Source organism: Sulfitobacter sp. UBA1132 (genome assembly GCF_002311545.1).
In the GTDB taxonomy this organism is placed as follows: domain Bacteria; phylum Pseudomonadota; class Alphaproteobacteria; order Rhodobacterales; family Rhodobacteraceae; genus Sulfitobacter; species Sulfitobacter pontiacus.
In genome coordinates this window covers 88,212-102,934 of record NZ_DCAN01000012.1, presented here as the reverse complement: position 1 = coordinate 102,934, position 14,723 = coordinate 88,212, and the positions used below count along the sequence as shown (strand labels likewise).

At 59.1% G+C, this 14,723-nt stretch carries 14 protein-coding genes; 4 read left to right on the top strand and 10 right to left on the bottom strand.

The features are described 5' to 3' along the window. The first annotated feature begins 13 nt into the window (after positions 1-13). The gene (locus B4F27_RS10810; RefSeq protein ID WP_286759651.1) at positions 14-1,711 is read left to right on the top strand and encodes an ABC transporter ATP-binding protein; all 1,698 of its coding nucleotides are present in this window, start codon (positions 14-16) and stop codon (positions 1,709-1,711) included. A 57-nt stretch (positions 1,712-1,768) separates the two neighbouring features. Here B4F27_RS10810 and B4F27_RS10805 read toward each other — a convergent pair whose 3' ends face one another. The 4 genes from B4F27_RS10805 to B4F27_RS10790 all read right to left on the bottom strand — a co-directional run bounded on the left by B4F27_RS10805 (position 1,769) and on the right by B4F27_RS10790 (position 5,955). Beyond that, positions 1,769-3,127 carry a sensor histidine kinase gene (locus B4F27_RS10805; protein ID WP_286759650.1) on the bottom strand — a complete coding sequence of 453 codons (1,359 nt, stop codon included), beginning with the start codon at positions 3,125-3,127 and terminating at the stop codon, positions 1,769-1,771. Next, positions 3,124-3,780, bottom strand: a complete 657-nt coding sequence (locus tag B4F27_RS10800; RefSeq protein WP_037964708.1) for a response regulator transcription factor — start codon at positions 3,778-3,780, stop codon at positions 3,124-3,126. Before B4F27_RS10800 ends, B4F27_RS10805 begins: the two co-directional genes overlap by 4 nt. Before the next feature lie 112 nt (positions 3,781-3,892). Further along, the gene (locus tag B4F27_RS10795) at positions 3,893-4,294 is read right to left on the bottom strand and encodes a diacylglycerol kinase (RefSeq protein ID WP_009825846.1); all 402 of its coding nucleotides are present in this window, start codon (positions 4,292-4,294) and stop codon (positions 3,893-3,895) included. After that, positions 4,291-5,955: a phosphoethanolamine transferase gene (locus tag B4F27_RS10790; RefSeq protein ID WP_286759649.1), complete on the bottom strand. Its 1,665-nt coding sequence runs from the start codon at positions 5,953-5,955 to the stop codon at positions 4,291-4,293. The genes B4F27_RS10795 and B4F27_RS10790 overlap by 4 nt, the downstream gene beginning before the upstream one ends. 98 nt (positions 5,956-6,053) lie before the next feature. Here B4F27_RS10790 and B4F27_RS10785 point away from each other — a divergent pair, with 98 nt between their 5' ends. Then, entirely contained in the window at positions 6,054-6,686 is a 633-nt protein-coding gene (locus tag B4F27_RS10785) for a DUF998 domain-containing protein (RefSeq protein WP_286759687.1), read from the top strand. Positions 6,687-6,776: 90 nt separating this feature from the next. Here the strand turns inward: B4F27_RS10785 and leuB are convergent, their stop codons facing one another. The 6 genes from leuB to B4F27_RS10755 all read right to left on the bottom strand — a co-directional run bounded on the left by leuB (position 6,777) and on the right by B4F27_RS10755 (position 12,314). Further along, positions 6,777-7,883, bottom strand: coding sequence for a 3-isopropylmalate dehydrogenase (gene leuB / locus B4F27_RS10780; protein WP_005851023.1), 1,107 nt, complete (start codon positions 7,881-7,883; stop codon positions 6,777-6,779). 65 nt (positions 7,884-7,948) lie between these two features. Further along, positions 7,949-8,893 (bottom strand): endonuclease/exonuclease/phosphatase family protein, encoded by a 945-nt coding sequence (locus B4F27_RS10775; RefSeq protein ID WP_286759648.1) that lies wholly within the window; start codon positions 8,891-8,893, stop codon positions 7,949-7,951. A gap of 32 nt (positions 8,894-8,925) precedes the next feature. After that, positions 8,926-9,771, bottom strand: a complete 846-nt coding sequence (locus B4F27_RS10770) for a hypothetical protein (RefSeq protein ID WP_286759647.1) — start codon at positions 9,769-9,771, stop codon at positions 8,926-8,928. Positions 9,772-10,093: 322 nt separating this feature from the next. Continuing rightward, positions 10,094-10,699: a 3-isopropylmalate dehydratase small subunit gene (gene leuD / locus B4F27_RS10765; protein WP_005851028.1), complete on the bottom strand. Its 606-nt coding sequence runs from the start codon at positions 10,697-10,699 to the stop codon at positions 10,094-10,096. A gap of 30 nt (positions 10,700-10,729) precedes the next feature. Then, positions 10,730-12,139 (bottom strand): 3-isopropylmalate dehydratase large subunit, encoded by a 1,410-nt coding sequence (gene leuC, locus B4F27_RS10760; protein WP_286759646.1) that lies wholly within the window; start codon positions 12,137-12,139, stop codon positions 10,730-10,732. Between the two features lie 76 nt (positions 12,140-12,215). Then, positions 12,216-12,314 carry a hypothetical protein gene (locus B4F27_RS10755; protein WP_037954076.1) on the bottom strand — a complete coding sequence of 33 codons (99 nt, stop codon included), beginning with the start codon at positions 12,312-12,314 and terminating at the stop codon, positions 12,216-12,218. A 185-nt stretch (positions 12,315-12,499) separates the two neighbouring features. Between B4F27_RS10755 and B4F27_RS10750 the strand changes: the two genes are divergently transcribed. Next, positions 12,500-13,855 (top strand): mechanosensitive ion channel family protein, encoded by a 1,356-nt coding sequence (locus tag B4F27_RS10750; RefSeq protein WP_005851033.1) that lies wholly within the window; start codon positions 12,500-12,502, stop codon positions 13,853-13,855. Between the two features lie 489 nt (positions 13,856-14,344). Beyond that, positions 14,345-14,713, top strand: a complete 369-nt coding sequence (gene rsfS / locus B4F27_RS10745; RefSeq protein ID WP_005851034.1) for a ribosome silencing factor — start codon at positions 14,345-14,347, stop codon at positions 14,711-14,713. Positions 14,714-14,723 lie beyond the last annotated feature (10 nt).

Genomic DNA, 14,723 nt, shown 5'->3' with positions numbered 1-14,723 from the left:
GAAAGCCAGCCATATGCTCCGCCAATTTTTCGAATACTATCGTCCCCACACGCGCCTGTTCTGGGTGGACTTCGGCTCTGCCGTGCTGTCCGGCTTGCTGGAGCTTGCCTTCCCGCTCGCCATCACCGCCTTTATCGACCACCTGCTGCCGCTTGGCGATCTGAGGCTGACCATACTGGCCGCGATTGGGCTGTTGCTGGTGTATCTGATCAATACCGCCCTGATGGGGGTGGTGATCTATTGGGGGCACCGTCTGGGGATCGAGATCGAAACCGAGATGCGCCGCCGCGCTTTTTCGCATCTGACCCGGCTGTCTTGGCGCTGGTATGACCGGGCGCGTACCGGCAAGCTTGTCGCCCGCGTGACCCGCGACCTTGAAGAAATAGGCGAGGTCGCGCACCACGGCCCCGAAGACCTGTTTATCGCGGTGGTCACCTTCGTCGGTGCCTTTGCGTTGATGATCAATCTGCATGTCACGCTCGCGCTGATTACGGTCGTGATCGTGCCGCTGATGGTCTGGGTCGTGGCCGTTTACGGGGCGCGCATGACACGGTCTTGGCGCGATATCTATGCGCGTGTGGGGGCCTTCAACGTGCGCCTGGAGGAAGCCATCAGCGGCATCCGGGTCGTGCAGGCCTTTGCCAATGAAGGTCACGAAGAAACGTTGTTCGCGCGTGACAACGCAGCCTATCGCAGGACCAAACTGTCGGCCTATGCGATCATGGCGAAGGCCAGTGCGATCCACTACATGGGCCTGCGTTTCGTGCAGGTTGTGGTGATGGTGGCGGGTGCGGGTTTTGTGCTGGAAGGGTCGCTGACCACGGGCGGCTTTGTCGGCTTCCTGCTGCTCGTCAGCGTCTTTTTCCGCCCGCTGGAGAAAATTGCCGCAGTGATCGAAACCTACCCCCGCGGTATCGCCGGTTTCCAACGCTACACCGAATTGTTGCAGACCGACCGCGATGTCAGCGATCGGCCGGATGCCGTCGCAGTGACCGTCACGCAAGGCGAGGTCGCTTTTGAAGATGTGTCATTTGCCTATGACAGCCCGTTGCCCGTTCTGCACAACGTCACCTTGACCGCCAAAGCCGGTGAGACAGTGGCTTTCGTCGGGCCGTCGGGTGCAGGCAAGACAACGCTTCTGGCATTGCTCCCGCGGTTTTACGACCCTTCCGGCGGGCGGATTACGATTGATGGGATCGACATTGCGGATATGACCCTGAACAGTCTGCGCTCTCAGATCGGGTTGGTCTCTCAGGATGTGTTCCTATTCGGGTCCACCCTGCGCGAGAATATCCTGTACGGAAAACTCGATGCCACGGCGGCGGAACTGGATGCCGCGGTCGAGAATGCCCAGTTGGGCGCGCTCGTCTCCGCACTGCCCGAGGGGCTGGAAACCGTCGTGGGCGAGCGGGGTGTCATGCTGTCGGGCGGGCAGAAACAGCGCGTCGCCATCGCCCGCGCTTTCCTGAAAAACCCGCCGATCCTGATCCTGGACGAGGCAACATCGGCGCTGGATCGCGAGACGGAGCGCGACATCCAGCAGGCGTTGGAGCGGCTTTCAAAGGGCCGCACCACGCTCATTATCGCGCATCGGCTTGAGACGGTAAAACATGCCGACCAGATCATCGTCATGGAGGAAGGGCGCAAGGTCGAAGCCGGAACACACGACAGCTTGCGCGCGCGCAATGGCCTTTACGCGCGGCTGACCTGACACGCATTTTACAACGCTTGGTGCTGCTTAGGCGTGCTTCTGATCAGCTGGGGAAAGTCACCTTGGGTCGTTCGTCGTCTCGGGCAGGCGCAAGACGGCGGCAAAACCGCGCGGGCTCAGTTCTCGGGGTACGTAAATTTCAAGTTGGCATCCGGACTGGGCGCATAGATCTTGTATGATCGACAGTCCCAGCCCGTATCCATCTGACAGCGCGCCACGTCGGTTGAACCGCTGCTTTATGCGGTCGAGGTCCGCGGGTGAGAGAGGGGCGCAATCGTTCACGACGGCAACTCTCCCCGATTGGCTGGCGTCTACAACCGTGGGCAAAGGGCCGCTAGCGTGCTTCAGGGCGTTGTCGAACATATTGTTCAGGATGATCCCAAGGGCATCCGGATCAACGCGCGTTGAAAAATGAGTTTCGGGAAACTTCAATTCGATCTTTTCCGGGGCGCGGCTTCGGCTGCGCATCTCGGACATCAAAAGCGTGATCACCGGGGAAACATCCGTCGCGACCGCATTGAGGCCCAGTCCTGATTGCGCCCTTGATAATTGCAATAGGCGCTCGATCAAACGCTCGAGCCGCTTCAGACCTGTTTCGATTTCGACGATATTGTCGATCTTTGCGGGGTCGCTCAGCTTTGCCCGCAGCCGCTGCGCCTGCGCCAGACAAATGGCAACGGGGGTGCGCAATTCATGCGCGGCATTCGTGGCAAAGGCACGTTCTGCGGTGATGGCGCGGTCAAGTCGCCCCATGAGCCCGTCAAGCGTATCAATCGCCGGGGTTATTTCGGAAAAGACATTCTCGCGTTCAATCGGAGAAAGGTTGTGTTCGTTCTTTTCTGCGATGTTCCGGCTGAGCTCGGCAATCATCGCGACTGATCGTCGAACCGCCCAGAAGGAGGATAACGCAAATAGCGCCCCCAACAGGCCAAAACCGATGGCTACAGCGATCACCACATCGGTTATCGCCTCATTGCGTTCCACCATCGGCTCGGCCACTACGACGCTGCCCGTCTCGGGCTGATCTGAACGGAGCATGATAAAGCGATGCCCGGCGGCGGTGCTTAGCCCGGTGGCCAATGGCGTGGGAAGCGCGAAAGCACCAACGCTTTTTGACTGCGCGTAAACCTGACCATCCGGATCCAGATACCACATCAACGCGCGTTCATCCGGCTTACGCAGTTTGCTTTCAAAATCCAGCAAGCCGCCCACGTCAAAGCCCGCGTCGCCTTGGGCCGTTTCGATGAACTCCACCAAGAGATGCGCCTTGCCAATCAGGCTGGCATCAAGCAGCTCGTCATACTCGTCCTTGAAGATATGCTGGACGATCAAAACGCCAATCACCATCACCGCCAGCCCGGGCACAAGCAGCGACCCAAGCAGCGATTGAACCAGACTTTTGTGGCGGCGTGTCATGACGTCAAGGCGTAGCCTAAACCACGGTGCGTGGCGATAAGGTCTTTGCCTAATTTCGTGCGCAAACGGCTGATATGTGCCTCGATCGCGTTGCTTTCGACTTCTTCGCCGTAGTCATAGATGGCAGCTTCAAGGCTCTCCTTCGGCACGATCTGGGGTTTGCGGCGCAGTAGCGTTTCGAAGACGCCCCATTCCTTAGCGGTCAGACGTACGGGCTGTTCAGCGCGCATGACGGTGTGATCGGACAGATTGACCACCACATCGTGCAGCTGAACCGTTTGGGCAAACTGGTTGGCGCTGCGTCGACAGACGGTATGGATGCGCGCTTTGACCTCATCAAGGTCAAAAGGCTTGATCACATAGTCATCAGCCCCCCTGTTCAACCCCTCTATCCGGTCCGACACCTTGTCGCGGGCAGTGAGAATGAGGATCGGCGTGCGTATGGCCTTTGCCCGCAGTTTGCTTAAAAAATCCAACCCGTCGCCATCAGGCAACTGCAGGTCCAGAAGTACCACATCATAGGATAGCGTACGCAGCGCGGCGTCTGCCTCGTCCAGGGTGCAGAACCATTCGACAATGTGACGATCCGCCTCCAGATGCTCTTTCAGCGGCCGCGCCAAAGCTTTTTCATCCTCGATCAAGAGTATGCGCATAATGTTACTGTCCAGTTCCGAGACGCGGCTTAGCCAATTCGGCTGATGCTGACATGATCATAGTTTCAGGCTTAGGGCATTCTATTTTCTGCGACCGGTTCATCGGCATATCTCAGGCCATCCCGAAATAGCGCAAAGCGACCACAGCCATGAAAAAACCGTTCGCGAAAAGCAAACACATGGTCGCGAGCGAACCAAGGTCCTTGGCGTCACGAGCGAAAACCTCCCACTGTGGAGCGAGGTGGTCGACGATACATTCGATCGCCGTATTCAGAGCCTCGACCGCGACAAGCGCCGAAAAGAGGACCAGAAAGACCAGAAAATCAGCGACACCCGCATCCATGATGTAGAGCAGAACACTACCGATTGGCAGCGCCACAATGATATGCCTGAACGCGGTTTCCATCCAAAGACGTCGCAGCCCGCCAATCGAATAGCCCGCAGCGGCAAACAGATGGGCGACCCCCGTAACGCGTTCGGGTTTCTCAAGCGGTTTGATAATTTCCGGCTTCATATCTTGGCCACCTCAGTATTTGTTTTGCAGGAAGCGAAGATATCCAGATCGGGGTTACGCTCTGCAGTGTTGATGTCGAGCATCCCAAGTAGGGAATGGAACAGGTTGTCGTGTGACAGCGGCTTGTCCTTCTGTTCCGCCACACAGCTTTCATCGATGCCAAAGCGGGTTCGGAATGCGTCTGACATCCATAGGAGCATCGGAACATGGGTCTGCGTGTCCGGGGCCATGAAATAGGGTGCCCCGTGCAAATACAGCCCGCGTTCGCCAAGCGATTCACCGTGGTCGGACACATAAAGCAGTGACGTGGCCAAAGCTTCATTCGCGGCAAGCATTTTTATCGTCTGGGCAAGGATCTGATCCGTATAGGCGATGGTGTTATCATAGGCATTGGTGATCTCCTGCGGGGTGCATTTCTTGAACTCCGCCGTACGGCATGCGGGTGTGAAGCGTTCAAATGCCGCCGGATAGCGCTGATAATAGGTCGGCCCGTGACTGCCGATCTGGTGCAGAACCAGGACCGTGTCCTGCTTGATCGATGCGATGTAGTCTTTCAATGGCTCAAGGAATATGCCGTCGATACATTCACCCGTTGCACAGAACTCCGGGTCGGTCAGATCGTTGAACCTGCGTGTCTTGAACCGTGCGGCAATCGCTTTGTCGCCGGTGTTATTGTCCCACCATTCGACCTGCAGCCCGGCATGCCCGAAGACATCTAGCACATTCTCGGTAGAGGTGCCTTTTTCAAAGCTGTAGTCATCTCGGCTGTATTTTGAGAACATACAAGGCAGTGACACCGCCGTGGCAGTGCCACAGGACTGGGTATTGCTGAAGTTGATAATTGGCAGCTTGGACAGCTCTGGGTTCGTGTCGACGCCGTATCCGTTCAAGCTGAAATTCTGCACCCGCGCGGTTTCCCCCGCAACGACAACGGTCAGCATAGGCTTTTGCGGCGCGTCATAGGCAGAACCGCGCCTTGCATCCGTTCCGGTGCTGGTGAGGACCAGATTGGCCGAACGCGACATCATCTTGGCGTATCGGATCGCGCCTACCAACGGGGCACCGGGCTGGTAGCTGCTCATGAAATCCTTCCGCTCGCGCAGGATCGACGCATAGGATTTCAGGTCTGACATCAGCAATCCTGCGGCCAATGCAAGGCTGACAACAAAGGTCACTATCGGCGTTGCAGCCGCCCTGATTCGCGTCTGGGGTCGAATGGGCACCCACATCACGATGAGCGCGGGCAACACGCCGAAGACAATAATATGGGTGATGTAGCCAGGTGTTATTAGATGCCGGGATTCCGCGACGGTGGTCACCATGACATTTTGGATCATGTCGCGGTCAACGATAATGCCAAGTGTATCGACGTAATAAGACGTCATGGCGGCCAGTATGAGCATCGAGACCAGAAACGGTTTAGCCGTCCATGGATATGCGAACAGGCTGAAGGCGGCCAACGTCAAACAGAACACAGCCCCCATAAAGCCGGCGAGCGACAATAGGTGGCCCGAGAAGACATCCCTTGAGATGTCCCAGAATGTGCTATTATCGACACTGAAGACGAATGCGATGGAAAGAACGGTCAGCAGCACGGGGGAGATGCTTATCCGTTCACGCAGAACGGCTAGCCGGGATAAAAGGGTCTTCACAGAGGCCATAATAGAGCTTTCGCAGATTTAGATGCGTGCTCATGACCAGCGTAAGCTTACGAAAAGCTTACGATCGGAATTTTTCATTTCTAAAAGGTAAATTTTATATGGAGAACGAAATCGGCGACGAAGCAGTTCGAGAAAGGCCCGGGCTCGTGCGCCTCCTTGCGTGGTACGCGATATTTGGCTGCATCCTGTTTTCGGTGATGATCCTGATCGCGGATTTTGTTGTTCCGGACCACGACTGGATCGCCGACACCATCAGCGATCTTGGTGCGGGTGAATATGAATATATTGTCGATATCGGCATCTATGGGTTTTCGGCTTCACTGATATCGGTCGCTTTACTTGCCGCGCATATTCATCTGGGCAATTGGCGCTGGAGCGTCGGGATCGTGGGCTTCACCGTCTTGGGGCTGATTGTCTTCCTTGTTGGCGCGCGGAATGAATACGGCGACAACGACAGCGATGGCGTCGTGATCCATAGCTACCTGGTCTATGCTCTTGGCCTTCTTATGGCGATCTTGCCGTGGTCCATGTCAGAAGGGGCGCGCTGCTGCGGTGCGATATACGGCAGAATTCTTGTCGGTCTCTGTGCGCTCTGGACCGTCTCGGCACCGGTCTTTTTCATGCTACCCACCGATGTCGACGGTCTTTACGAACGGTATCTTGGTGTGATTGCGATGGCGACGGTGATCACTCTGGCGACGTTGTTTCTGCGCCGGCAGGGGCGCGGATAGGGTCACGGCTGCTGCATGCGGCAGCGTCTGATGCGTCTGGCGAAAGCAAAGCAACCCCGCCGGTCATCCGGCAGGGCTGCGCTTTATGTCTTACAGGCTCGCGTCCAGAGCGGCGAGGATTGCGTCACCCATTTCGGAGGTCGAGATGGGGGAGCCGCCTTCGGGGCCCATCAGATCCGCGGTACGTGCCCCATCGGCGAGCACTTTTTCAACGGCTTTTTCCAGACGCGCGGCCTCATCGCCCTGGTCGAAGGAATAGCGCAGCGCCATCGCAAAGCTGAGGATACAGGCGATGGGGTTCGCCTTGCCTTGACCCGCGATATCGGGAGCAGAGCCGTGGACGGGCTCGTACAGCGCTTTGGGGCGGCCATCGGCATTGGGCGCACCCAACGAGGCAGAGGGCAGCATCCCCAGCGAGCCTGTCAGCATCGCGGCACAATCGGACAGGATATCGCCGAACAGGTTGTCGGTGACGATCACGTCGAACTGCTTGGGCGCGCGCACCAGTTGCATCGCGCCGTTGTCGGCGTACATGTGGGACAGCTCGACATCGGGGTAGTCTTCGTCATGCACTTTCTGCACGACTTCGCGCCACAGGATGCCGCTTTCCATGACGTTGGCTTTCTCCATCGAGCAGACTTTGTTGCCCCGACGACGTGCCAGTTCAAAGGCTGACCGCGCGACACGGTCGATCTCGGATTCGGTGTAGCGCTGTGTATTGATGCCGACGCGTTCGTTGCCTTCCTCGAAGATACCGCGGGGTTCGCCAAAGTAGACACCCGATGTCAGTTCGCGCACGATCATGATGTCGAGCCCGGCAACGAGGTCTTTCTTCAGCGAGGAGAAATCCGCCAGCGCGTCAAAACACTGTGCCGGACGCAGGTTCGAAAACAGGTCCATTTCCTTGCGCAGGCGCAGCAGGCCGCGTTCGGGTTTGACGCTGAAATCAAGCGCGTCGTATTTCGGCCCGCCAACCGCACCCAGCAGAACAGCATCCGCCGCCAGCGCTTTGGCCATCGTGTCGTCATGCAGGGGGGTGCCGTGTTTATCATAGGCGGCACCGCCGACCAGATCGTGATCTACGTCAAAGGCCAGATCGCGCTTGTCGCCAAACCAGTCGATGATGCGAACAACCTGGCCCATGACCTCGGGGCCGATGCCGTCACCGGCGAGGATTAGCAATGTGGGGTTGGCCATGCGATGTCTCCTGAAAAATACGTTGATAGCGGGGTAGCGCGGGGAGGCAGAGGGGTCAAGAACGGCTAGCGGTCAAGATCGACCCAGACCACGCCATGGCGGCTGGCAGCAGGGTCGCGGGTCACGCCAGCAGCGACGATGCGCCAGTCGGTTGAGGGCAGTAGATAGTCGACACGCATATCGCCCAAACCGTCGAAGGTGACGGTGGGCTGACCCTCCAGCGGGTCTTGCAGCGCGGGGTGATCCAACAGCGTCTGGATCGCGGCGTGCAGCCCTTCGCCTTTCGCCGGATCAAGATTTGCATCCCCCAGCAGGATAAAACGGTCTGTTGGCGGCGGGCCGAAGCTGCCCGCCAGATAGTGATCCCAGAAGAGGATTTCATCATGGTTGCGTTTGCCGTTGCGGTCCTCTGGTCCGTCGAACACAGGGGGCGTGGCATAGAAGGTCAGCAGGGTCAGGGGCTCTTGATCTGGGATGTCGATGGGCACGACCCATGCCCCGTGCGAGGCAAGCCGCTGCACCTCTTGCGCCGCGGCAGAGGGGAAGGGGCCGCCGTCCGTCTGCGGCAACAGCGCATCGGGCAGGTCGCGCCACAGAAAACCGCTGTAATCCTGAACATCGGTGCGCAGCACGGGATAGCGCGACAGGATCGCCATCGCGCCCGCGCCGAAGAAGCGGCCATAGCCCTGACCATCGCGCGCGCCGCCCGTTTTGCCGTCGCCGTCCATATCCAGACCCGTAGGCCGCCCCGCATTCGGGGGCAGCGCGAAACGGTAGGGGTAGCTGGGGCCAGCCTCGCCAAGCCTGTCCGCCAAAGCGCCAAGCGTTGTGCCGCCAAGATCGTAATCCACCCCCTGCAGCACGATGATATCGGCAGCAACATCCGCCAGCAGGCGCGTCACAGCGGTAATCTGCGGGTCCGACCCTTTGGCAATGTCGCGCAGCAGCAGACCCGGTCCGGCCCGCGATAATTCGGTGTTGAAGGTGGCGATGCGCAGGGGCTCTGCCACCGCGGGGGATGCGGCCAGCAGGACGCCTGCGATCAGGCTGGCTGCAAGCCGTGATCTTTCTCCGCCTCGTCGGCATAGGCGCGACGGCGTTTCTCTTCGATCATCTCGGCGATCTTGCCCATGGCAATGCCGCGCATGATGATGCTGGCAGGAAGGAAGGCCCATGCGGCGACTGTCCAGATCTGGGTATGCGGGTTCTGCAATGTAATCGGGTCTAGCAGATCGGCCGCCGCTTTGACTACTGCGGGGATCAGGAAGGGCAGAAGGAAGCCAAGCGCGATATTGATGCGCGCGTCCCGTTGCAGACGATAGATAACATCGCCGCCCGCGGTCGGGTCGAACAGCGGCAGGTTCACCCAGACGTTAAAGGCCCCCTGACGCACTGGCCAATTCATGATGCGCACCAGCACCAGAAACGCCCCCATCGAGATCAGCGAGATCAGATAGGCCATGCCCGCGGACGTACGGACCGATGTCACCAGCGCGTCGCTGGCGCTTTCGGGCAACATCAGGACAATCATGCGCACCGGCGAAAAGGGGAAATCCATCGCATTGCCAAGAATCGTCCCGATAGAGGTCATGGCACCGCCCAGAACCGAGGGGCTGACCTTTTGCTTCAGGATCAACGTTAGCAGGATGATGGTGACCAGCAAACAGACATAGCGCAGCCGGTTGAAGGGTGCCGCGTCGCGGAATTCGATGATGCTGGGGAAGTTCGAGTTGTATTCGATAAACGTGAGGAAACAGGCGATCAGCGCCACCAGCATTGTGATCTGGCTGGGATCGTTCAACGCATCGGGTAACATGAGGGCGGGCGTTGCAATCAACAATGCCACCAGAATGCCACGCGCTGCCGCGCCGGATATACGTGCAATCACAAAACTACCCTTCCAAACTGGCCAGCCACGATTCTTTGCCGCGTGCTTGTTCCAACTTGATGCCCTCGGGTGTCGAAGGCCTGCCTCAGAATTGCCTCAATTGTGTCTTCTTTCGCCACATTCCTCAAGCCCGTTCCTGACGATGCGCGCGGATCTGAGACATTTTGAGCGCAGGTGTGGTGCGATATTGCATCATAGCTGCGGCGAAAATGACGCAACCCGCGGTCTGTTGTGGGCAACAAAGCGGTGCCCACAACCATGTATAGAACTCAACCCGTGGTTAGGTCAAGCGCGCCAGCCCGTCGGGCCGGGCCCGTGGGGATTAGACCCAGGGGCGTGCCTGCGCAGCGGCAGATTCGAAGCTGTCGATAGAGGCCGCTTTTTCCAGCGTCAGACCAATATCGTCGAGCCCGTTCATCAGGCAGTGCTTCTTGAACGCGTCAACCTGGAAGCTGATGACTTCACCGTCAGAGCTGGTGATCGTCTGCGCCTCAAGATCCACTTCGATCCGCGCGTTAGAGCCTTTTTCGGCGTCTTTCATCAACAGGTCCACCTGCTCTTGCGGCAGGGCGATCGGTAGGATGCCGTTCTTGAAACAGTTGTTGTAGAAGATGTCCGCAAAGCTGGGCGCGATGACACAGGTGATGCCGAAATCGGCGATGGCCCAAGGCGCGTGTTCCCGCGAAGAACCACATCCGAAGTTATCGCCCGCCACAAGAATCTGCGCGTCACGGTATTGCGGTTTGTTGAGCACGAAATCCGGTACTTCGTTGCCGTCGCGGTCATAGCGCATCTCGTCAAACAGGTTCACGCCAAGGCCCGACCGTTTGATCGTTTTCAGGAACTGCTTGGGGATGATCATATCGGTGTCGATATTCACCATCGGCATGGGGGCCGCGATCCCGGAAAGCTTGTCGAATTTGTTCATGGTTTTGTTGTCCTTTGATCTGCTGGCCGCTTACGCGTCGAGCTTGCGGATATCGGTCAAACGTCCGGTAAGAGCGGCAGCGGCAGCCATCGCGGGGGACATCAAATGGGTCCGCCCCTTGAAGCCCTGACGGCCTTCGAAGTTGCGGTTCGATGTCGATGCGCAGCGTTCGCCCGGTGCCAGTTGGTCGGGGTTCATCGCCAAACACATGGAGCACCCCGCAAGGCGCCATTCGAAACCGGCTTCCTTGAAGATGTCGGCAAGCCCTTCTTCCTCGGCCTGCGCCCGCACAAGGCCGGAGCCCGGGACGATCATGGCGCGCATCCCGTCCTTGATCTTCTTGCCCTTCAGAACCGCCGCCGCAGCGCGCAGGTCTTCGATGCGGCCGTTGGTGCAAGACCCGATGAACACGGTGTCGATCTCGATATCGGTCAGCGCCATGCCTTCGGTCAGGCCCATGTATTCGATCGCGCGTTTCGCCGCGTCGACCTTGCCGCCGGTGTAGTCCGAAGCTGCCGGTACGGTGGCGGTGATCGGCAGAACGTCTTCGGGCGAGGTGCCCCAAGTCACGGCAGGTGCGATGTCTTCGCCCTTGATGGTGATGACCTTGTCCCAATGGGCGTCGTCATCGGAGTACAGCGTTTTCCACCAATCCATCGCGGCTTCCCACTGGGCACCCTTGGGCGCGTGGGGGCGGCCTTTGCAATATTCGAACGTTTTGTCGTCCGGCGCGATCAGGCCAGCGCGCGCGCCGCCTTCGATGGCCATGTTGCAGACGGTCATGCGGCCTTCCATCGACAGGTCACGGATCGCCTCGCCGCAATATTCGATGACATAGCCGGTGCCGCCCGCCGTGCCGGTTTCACCGATCACGGTCATGGTGATGTCCTTGGCGGTCACACCGGGGGCAAGTTTGCCGGTGATCTCGACTTTCATGTTCTTGGATTTCTTCTGGATCAGCGTTTGCGTCGCCAGCACGTGTTCCACCTCCGAGGTGCCGATCCCGTGGGCCAGCGACCCAAAGGCCCCATGTGTCGCGGTGTGGCTGTCACCGCAGACAACGGTCATGCCGGGCAGGGTCCAGCCCTGCTCGGGGCCGACGATATGCACGATGCCCTGACGCACGTCGGACACGGGGTAGTAGTGCAGGCCGAATTCCTTGGCGTTTGTATCAAGGGCGGCCACCTGAACGCGGCTGTCTTCGGTCATCGTCGCGGCGTTGGCGCGGTCCAGCGTGGTCGGCACGTTGTGATCGGGCACAGCGATGGTCTGGTCCGGGCGGCGCACGGTGCGGCCCGTCATCCGCAGCCCTTCAAAGGCTTGCGGGCTGGTCACTTCGTGGACGAGGTGACGGTCGATGTACAGAAGGCAGGTGCCATCGTCGGCCTCGTGCGCGACATGGGCATCCCAGATTTTATCATAGAGCGTTTTGGGGGACATGTGGTCCTCTCCCGTATGTTATGTAAGCGAAGTATATGGGTGTACGAAAGACGAGCGCCAAGGCGCGGGCGGGCGTTTATAGTCGCGCCAGCACGGTGTGGGTTGCCCCGAAAAAGCGTTCGCGCAAGCGGGCGCGGTCGCAAATGTTGAACAGATCGTCTGAAACATGTGTCATAGCGGCTTAGCTAGACGCTTTCGGCCATGTGATCAAGGATTCTGACGGTGCGCGGTGGTGCCACGGTGGTGGCGCGGCTGCATCGGATCACGTGCTTGTGCGTGGGCGCGGGTATCCCTTCTTGCGCGGTGCGCGGGATTGTCCCACCATTGAAGCCCTGTACAAGTTTGTTGCCTTGAAAGTTCATGATGACCCCAGACCCCTTTGCCCATTTCCTTGAGAGTATCCAGGCGTTGATCGCAGGGGGGATCGGATTGGCGGAAAGCCTGATGCAGCCCGGCTGGCGTCAGTACCAGATGTTCATCCTGCTCGGGCTTGCGCTGATATCATGGGGGCTGCATCACGCCACGGGCAACTGGCTGCAAAACTGGGTCCGCTCGCGCGAGGGGTGGTCCAAGTGGCAGCTGCGCATGGTGGTGCAGGTCAAGCGGCGTCTGGGGCTGATGTGGTTCGCCCTGCTGGCAGGGACGGTCTATCTGGTGATGCAGAACATCACCTGGCCGTCGCGGTCCTATCTGATCGGCATATTCGCAACGCTGGTGGCGGTGTGGGTCTGTATCGCCTTTGCAGCGCGGCTGGTGCGCAACCGCCCCATGCGGCGTCTGGTGACATGGGGGCTGTGGATCTACGCTACGCTCTATGCGCTGAACGTGGTTGATGATGTCTCGGCGTTTCTGGATTCGGTCGCGCTGTCGATCGGGGATTTCCGGCTGTCGCTGCTGACGGTGATCACCGCGCTGGTGGTGATCGGCCTGTTCTTCTCTGTGGCGCGGATCATCAGCCAGACCAGCGCTGCCACGATCCGCAAGAACGAAGACATCAGCCCCTCTATGCAGGTGCTGGCGGTGAAGGGCGTACAGCTGACGCTTTATGGCATCGCGTTCTTTATGGGGGTCAAGGCCGTCGGGATTGACCTGACCGGGCTTGCGGTCCTGTCGGGGGCGATTGGTGTGGGCCTTGGTTTCGGCCTGCAAAAGGTCGTGTCGAACCTTGTGTCGGGGATCATCATCCTCATCGACAAGTCGATCAAGCCGGGGGATGTGATTAGCCTTGGCGATACCTTTGGCTGGATCCAGACCTTGGGCGCGCGCTATGCCTCTGTCGTGACGCGGGACGGGAAGGAATATCTGATCCCGAACGAGGACCTGATCACCGGTCAGGTGGTGAACTGGTCCCACTCCAACGATTTTGTGCGGCTCGATATCTATTTCGGCACGGCTTACGGGGATGATCCCCATGTGGTGCGCAAGCTTGCGGTAGAGGCCGCAAGCGGGGTCGAGAGGGTGCTGAGCTTCAAGGCGCCGGTCTGTCATATCGTGGGCTTTGGGGACAGCAGCGTCGATTATATCCTGCGCTTCTGGATCAAGGACCCGACAGGCGGTCTGACCAATATCAGGGGCAATGTGTATCTGGCGCTTTGGGATGCGTTCAAAGAGCACGGCATTTCGATCCCCTTCCCGCAGCGCGAGGTCAAGGTTCTGGACGACAGCAAGCTCGCCCTGTCCCGCGCCGGTGCAGGTGCCGGATCAACACAGGAATGAGCGGCGGGAATCAGCGGGGCCGTGAGCCTGTCGTGACTGCGCCCGAACCCCCATATCCCCCTGTCGCGGGCGCATGGCAGCTTTGTGACGCTGTGGCACGACTGCCAACCCGAGCCGGACAGGTGGCATATGCGCCTATCGGCCAGACCTTCATGGCGCTGCGAGGAGGGTGGTCGTCGTACCCCCTGACAACGCCAGTGTCGTCAGCAAAAATGCACAGCGGACAAGAGTTTGCCCGTCAGGGCATGCCATTCTCTCGCCGCGTTACGGGCGGTCGGCCAAAGCGGTGGTGTCGCGGCTCTTGGAACGGCCCCGACTGGCGCGCGCCGGTAAATGCCGGTCATGGCCGCTTGTCATTGAAATTTCACTTCGGCGTGCCTATTCTAGGACATCCCCAGCGCCGGGGGACTGTCGGCGCGTCTAAAGGAGGACAATGTCCTGTCAACGCTTTCAAATGCAGTTCCGACTGCTACCCCGCAGGCAGCCCTGATGACTGCTGAACAAAACACAGCCACAAGCGACGCTCTGCTGGCTTCAATCCTTTCCCAACTTGACGACGATAAAGCCGAAGAAGTTGTGCAGATCGATCTGCGCGGCAAAACGGCAATCGGCGACTATATGGTTGTGTGCTCCGGCCGGTCTTCGCGTCAGGTTTCGGCAATCGCCGAAAAGCTGGCCCAGATGGTCAAGGACGACTATGGCCGTTCGCCCAAGGTCGAAGGCAAGGAAACCGGCGACTGGGTGCTGATCGACACAGGCGATGTGATCGTTCACGTGTTCCGTCCGGAAGTCCGCGAATTCTACCAGCTGGAGAAGATGTGGATGACCACAGAAGCCCCAGCCGTGATGCCGCATTAAGCTGCCTTTC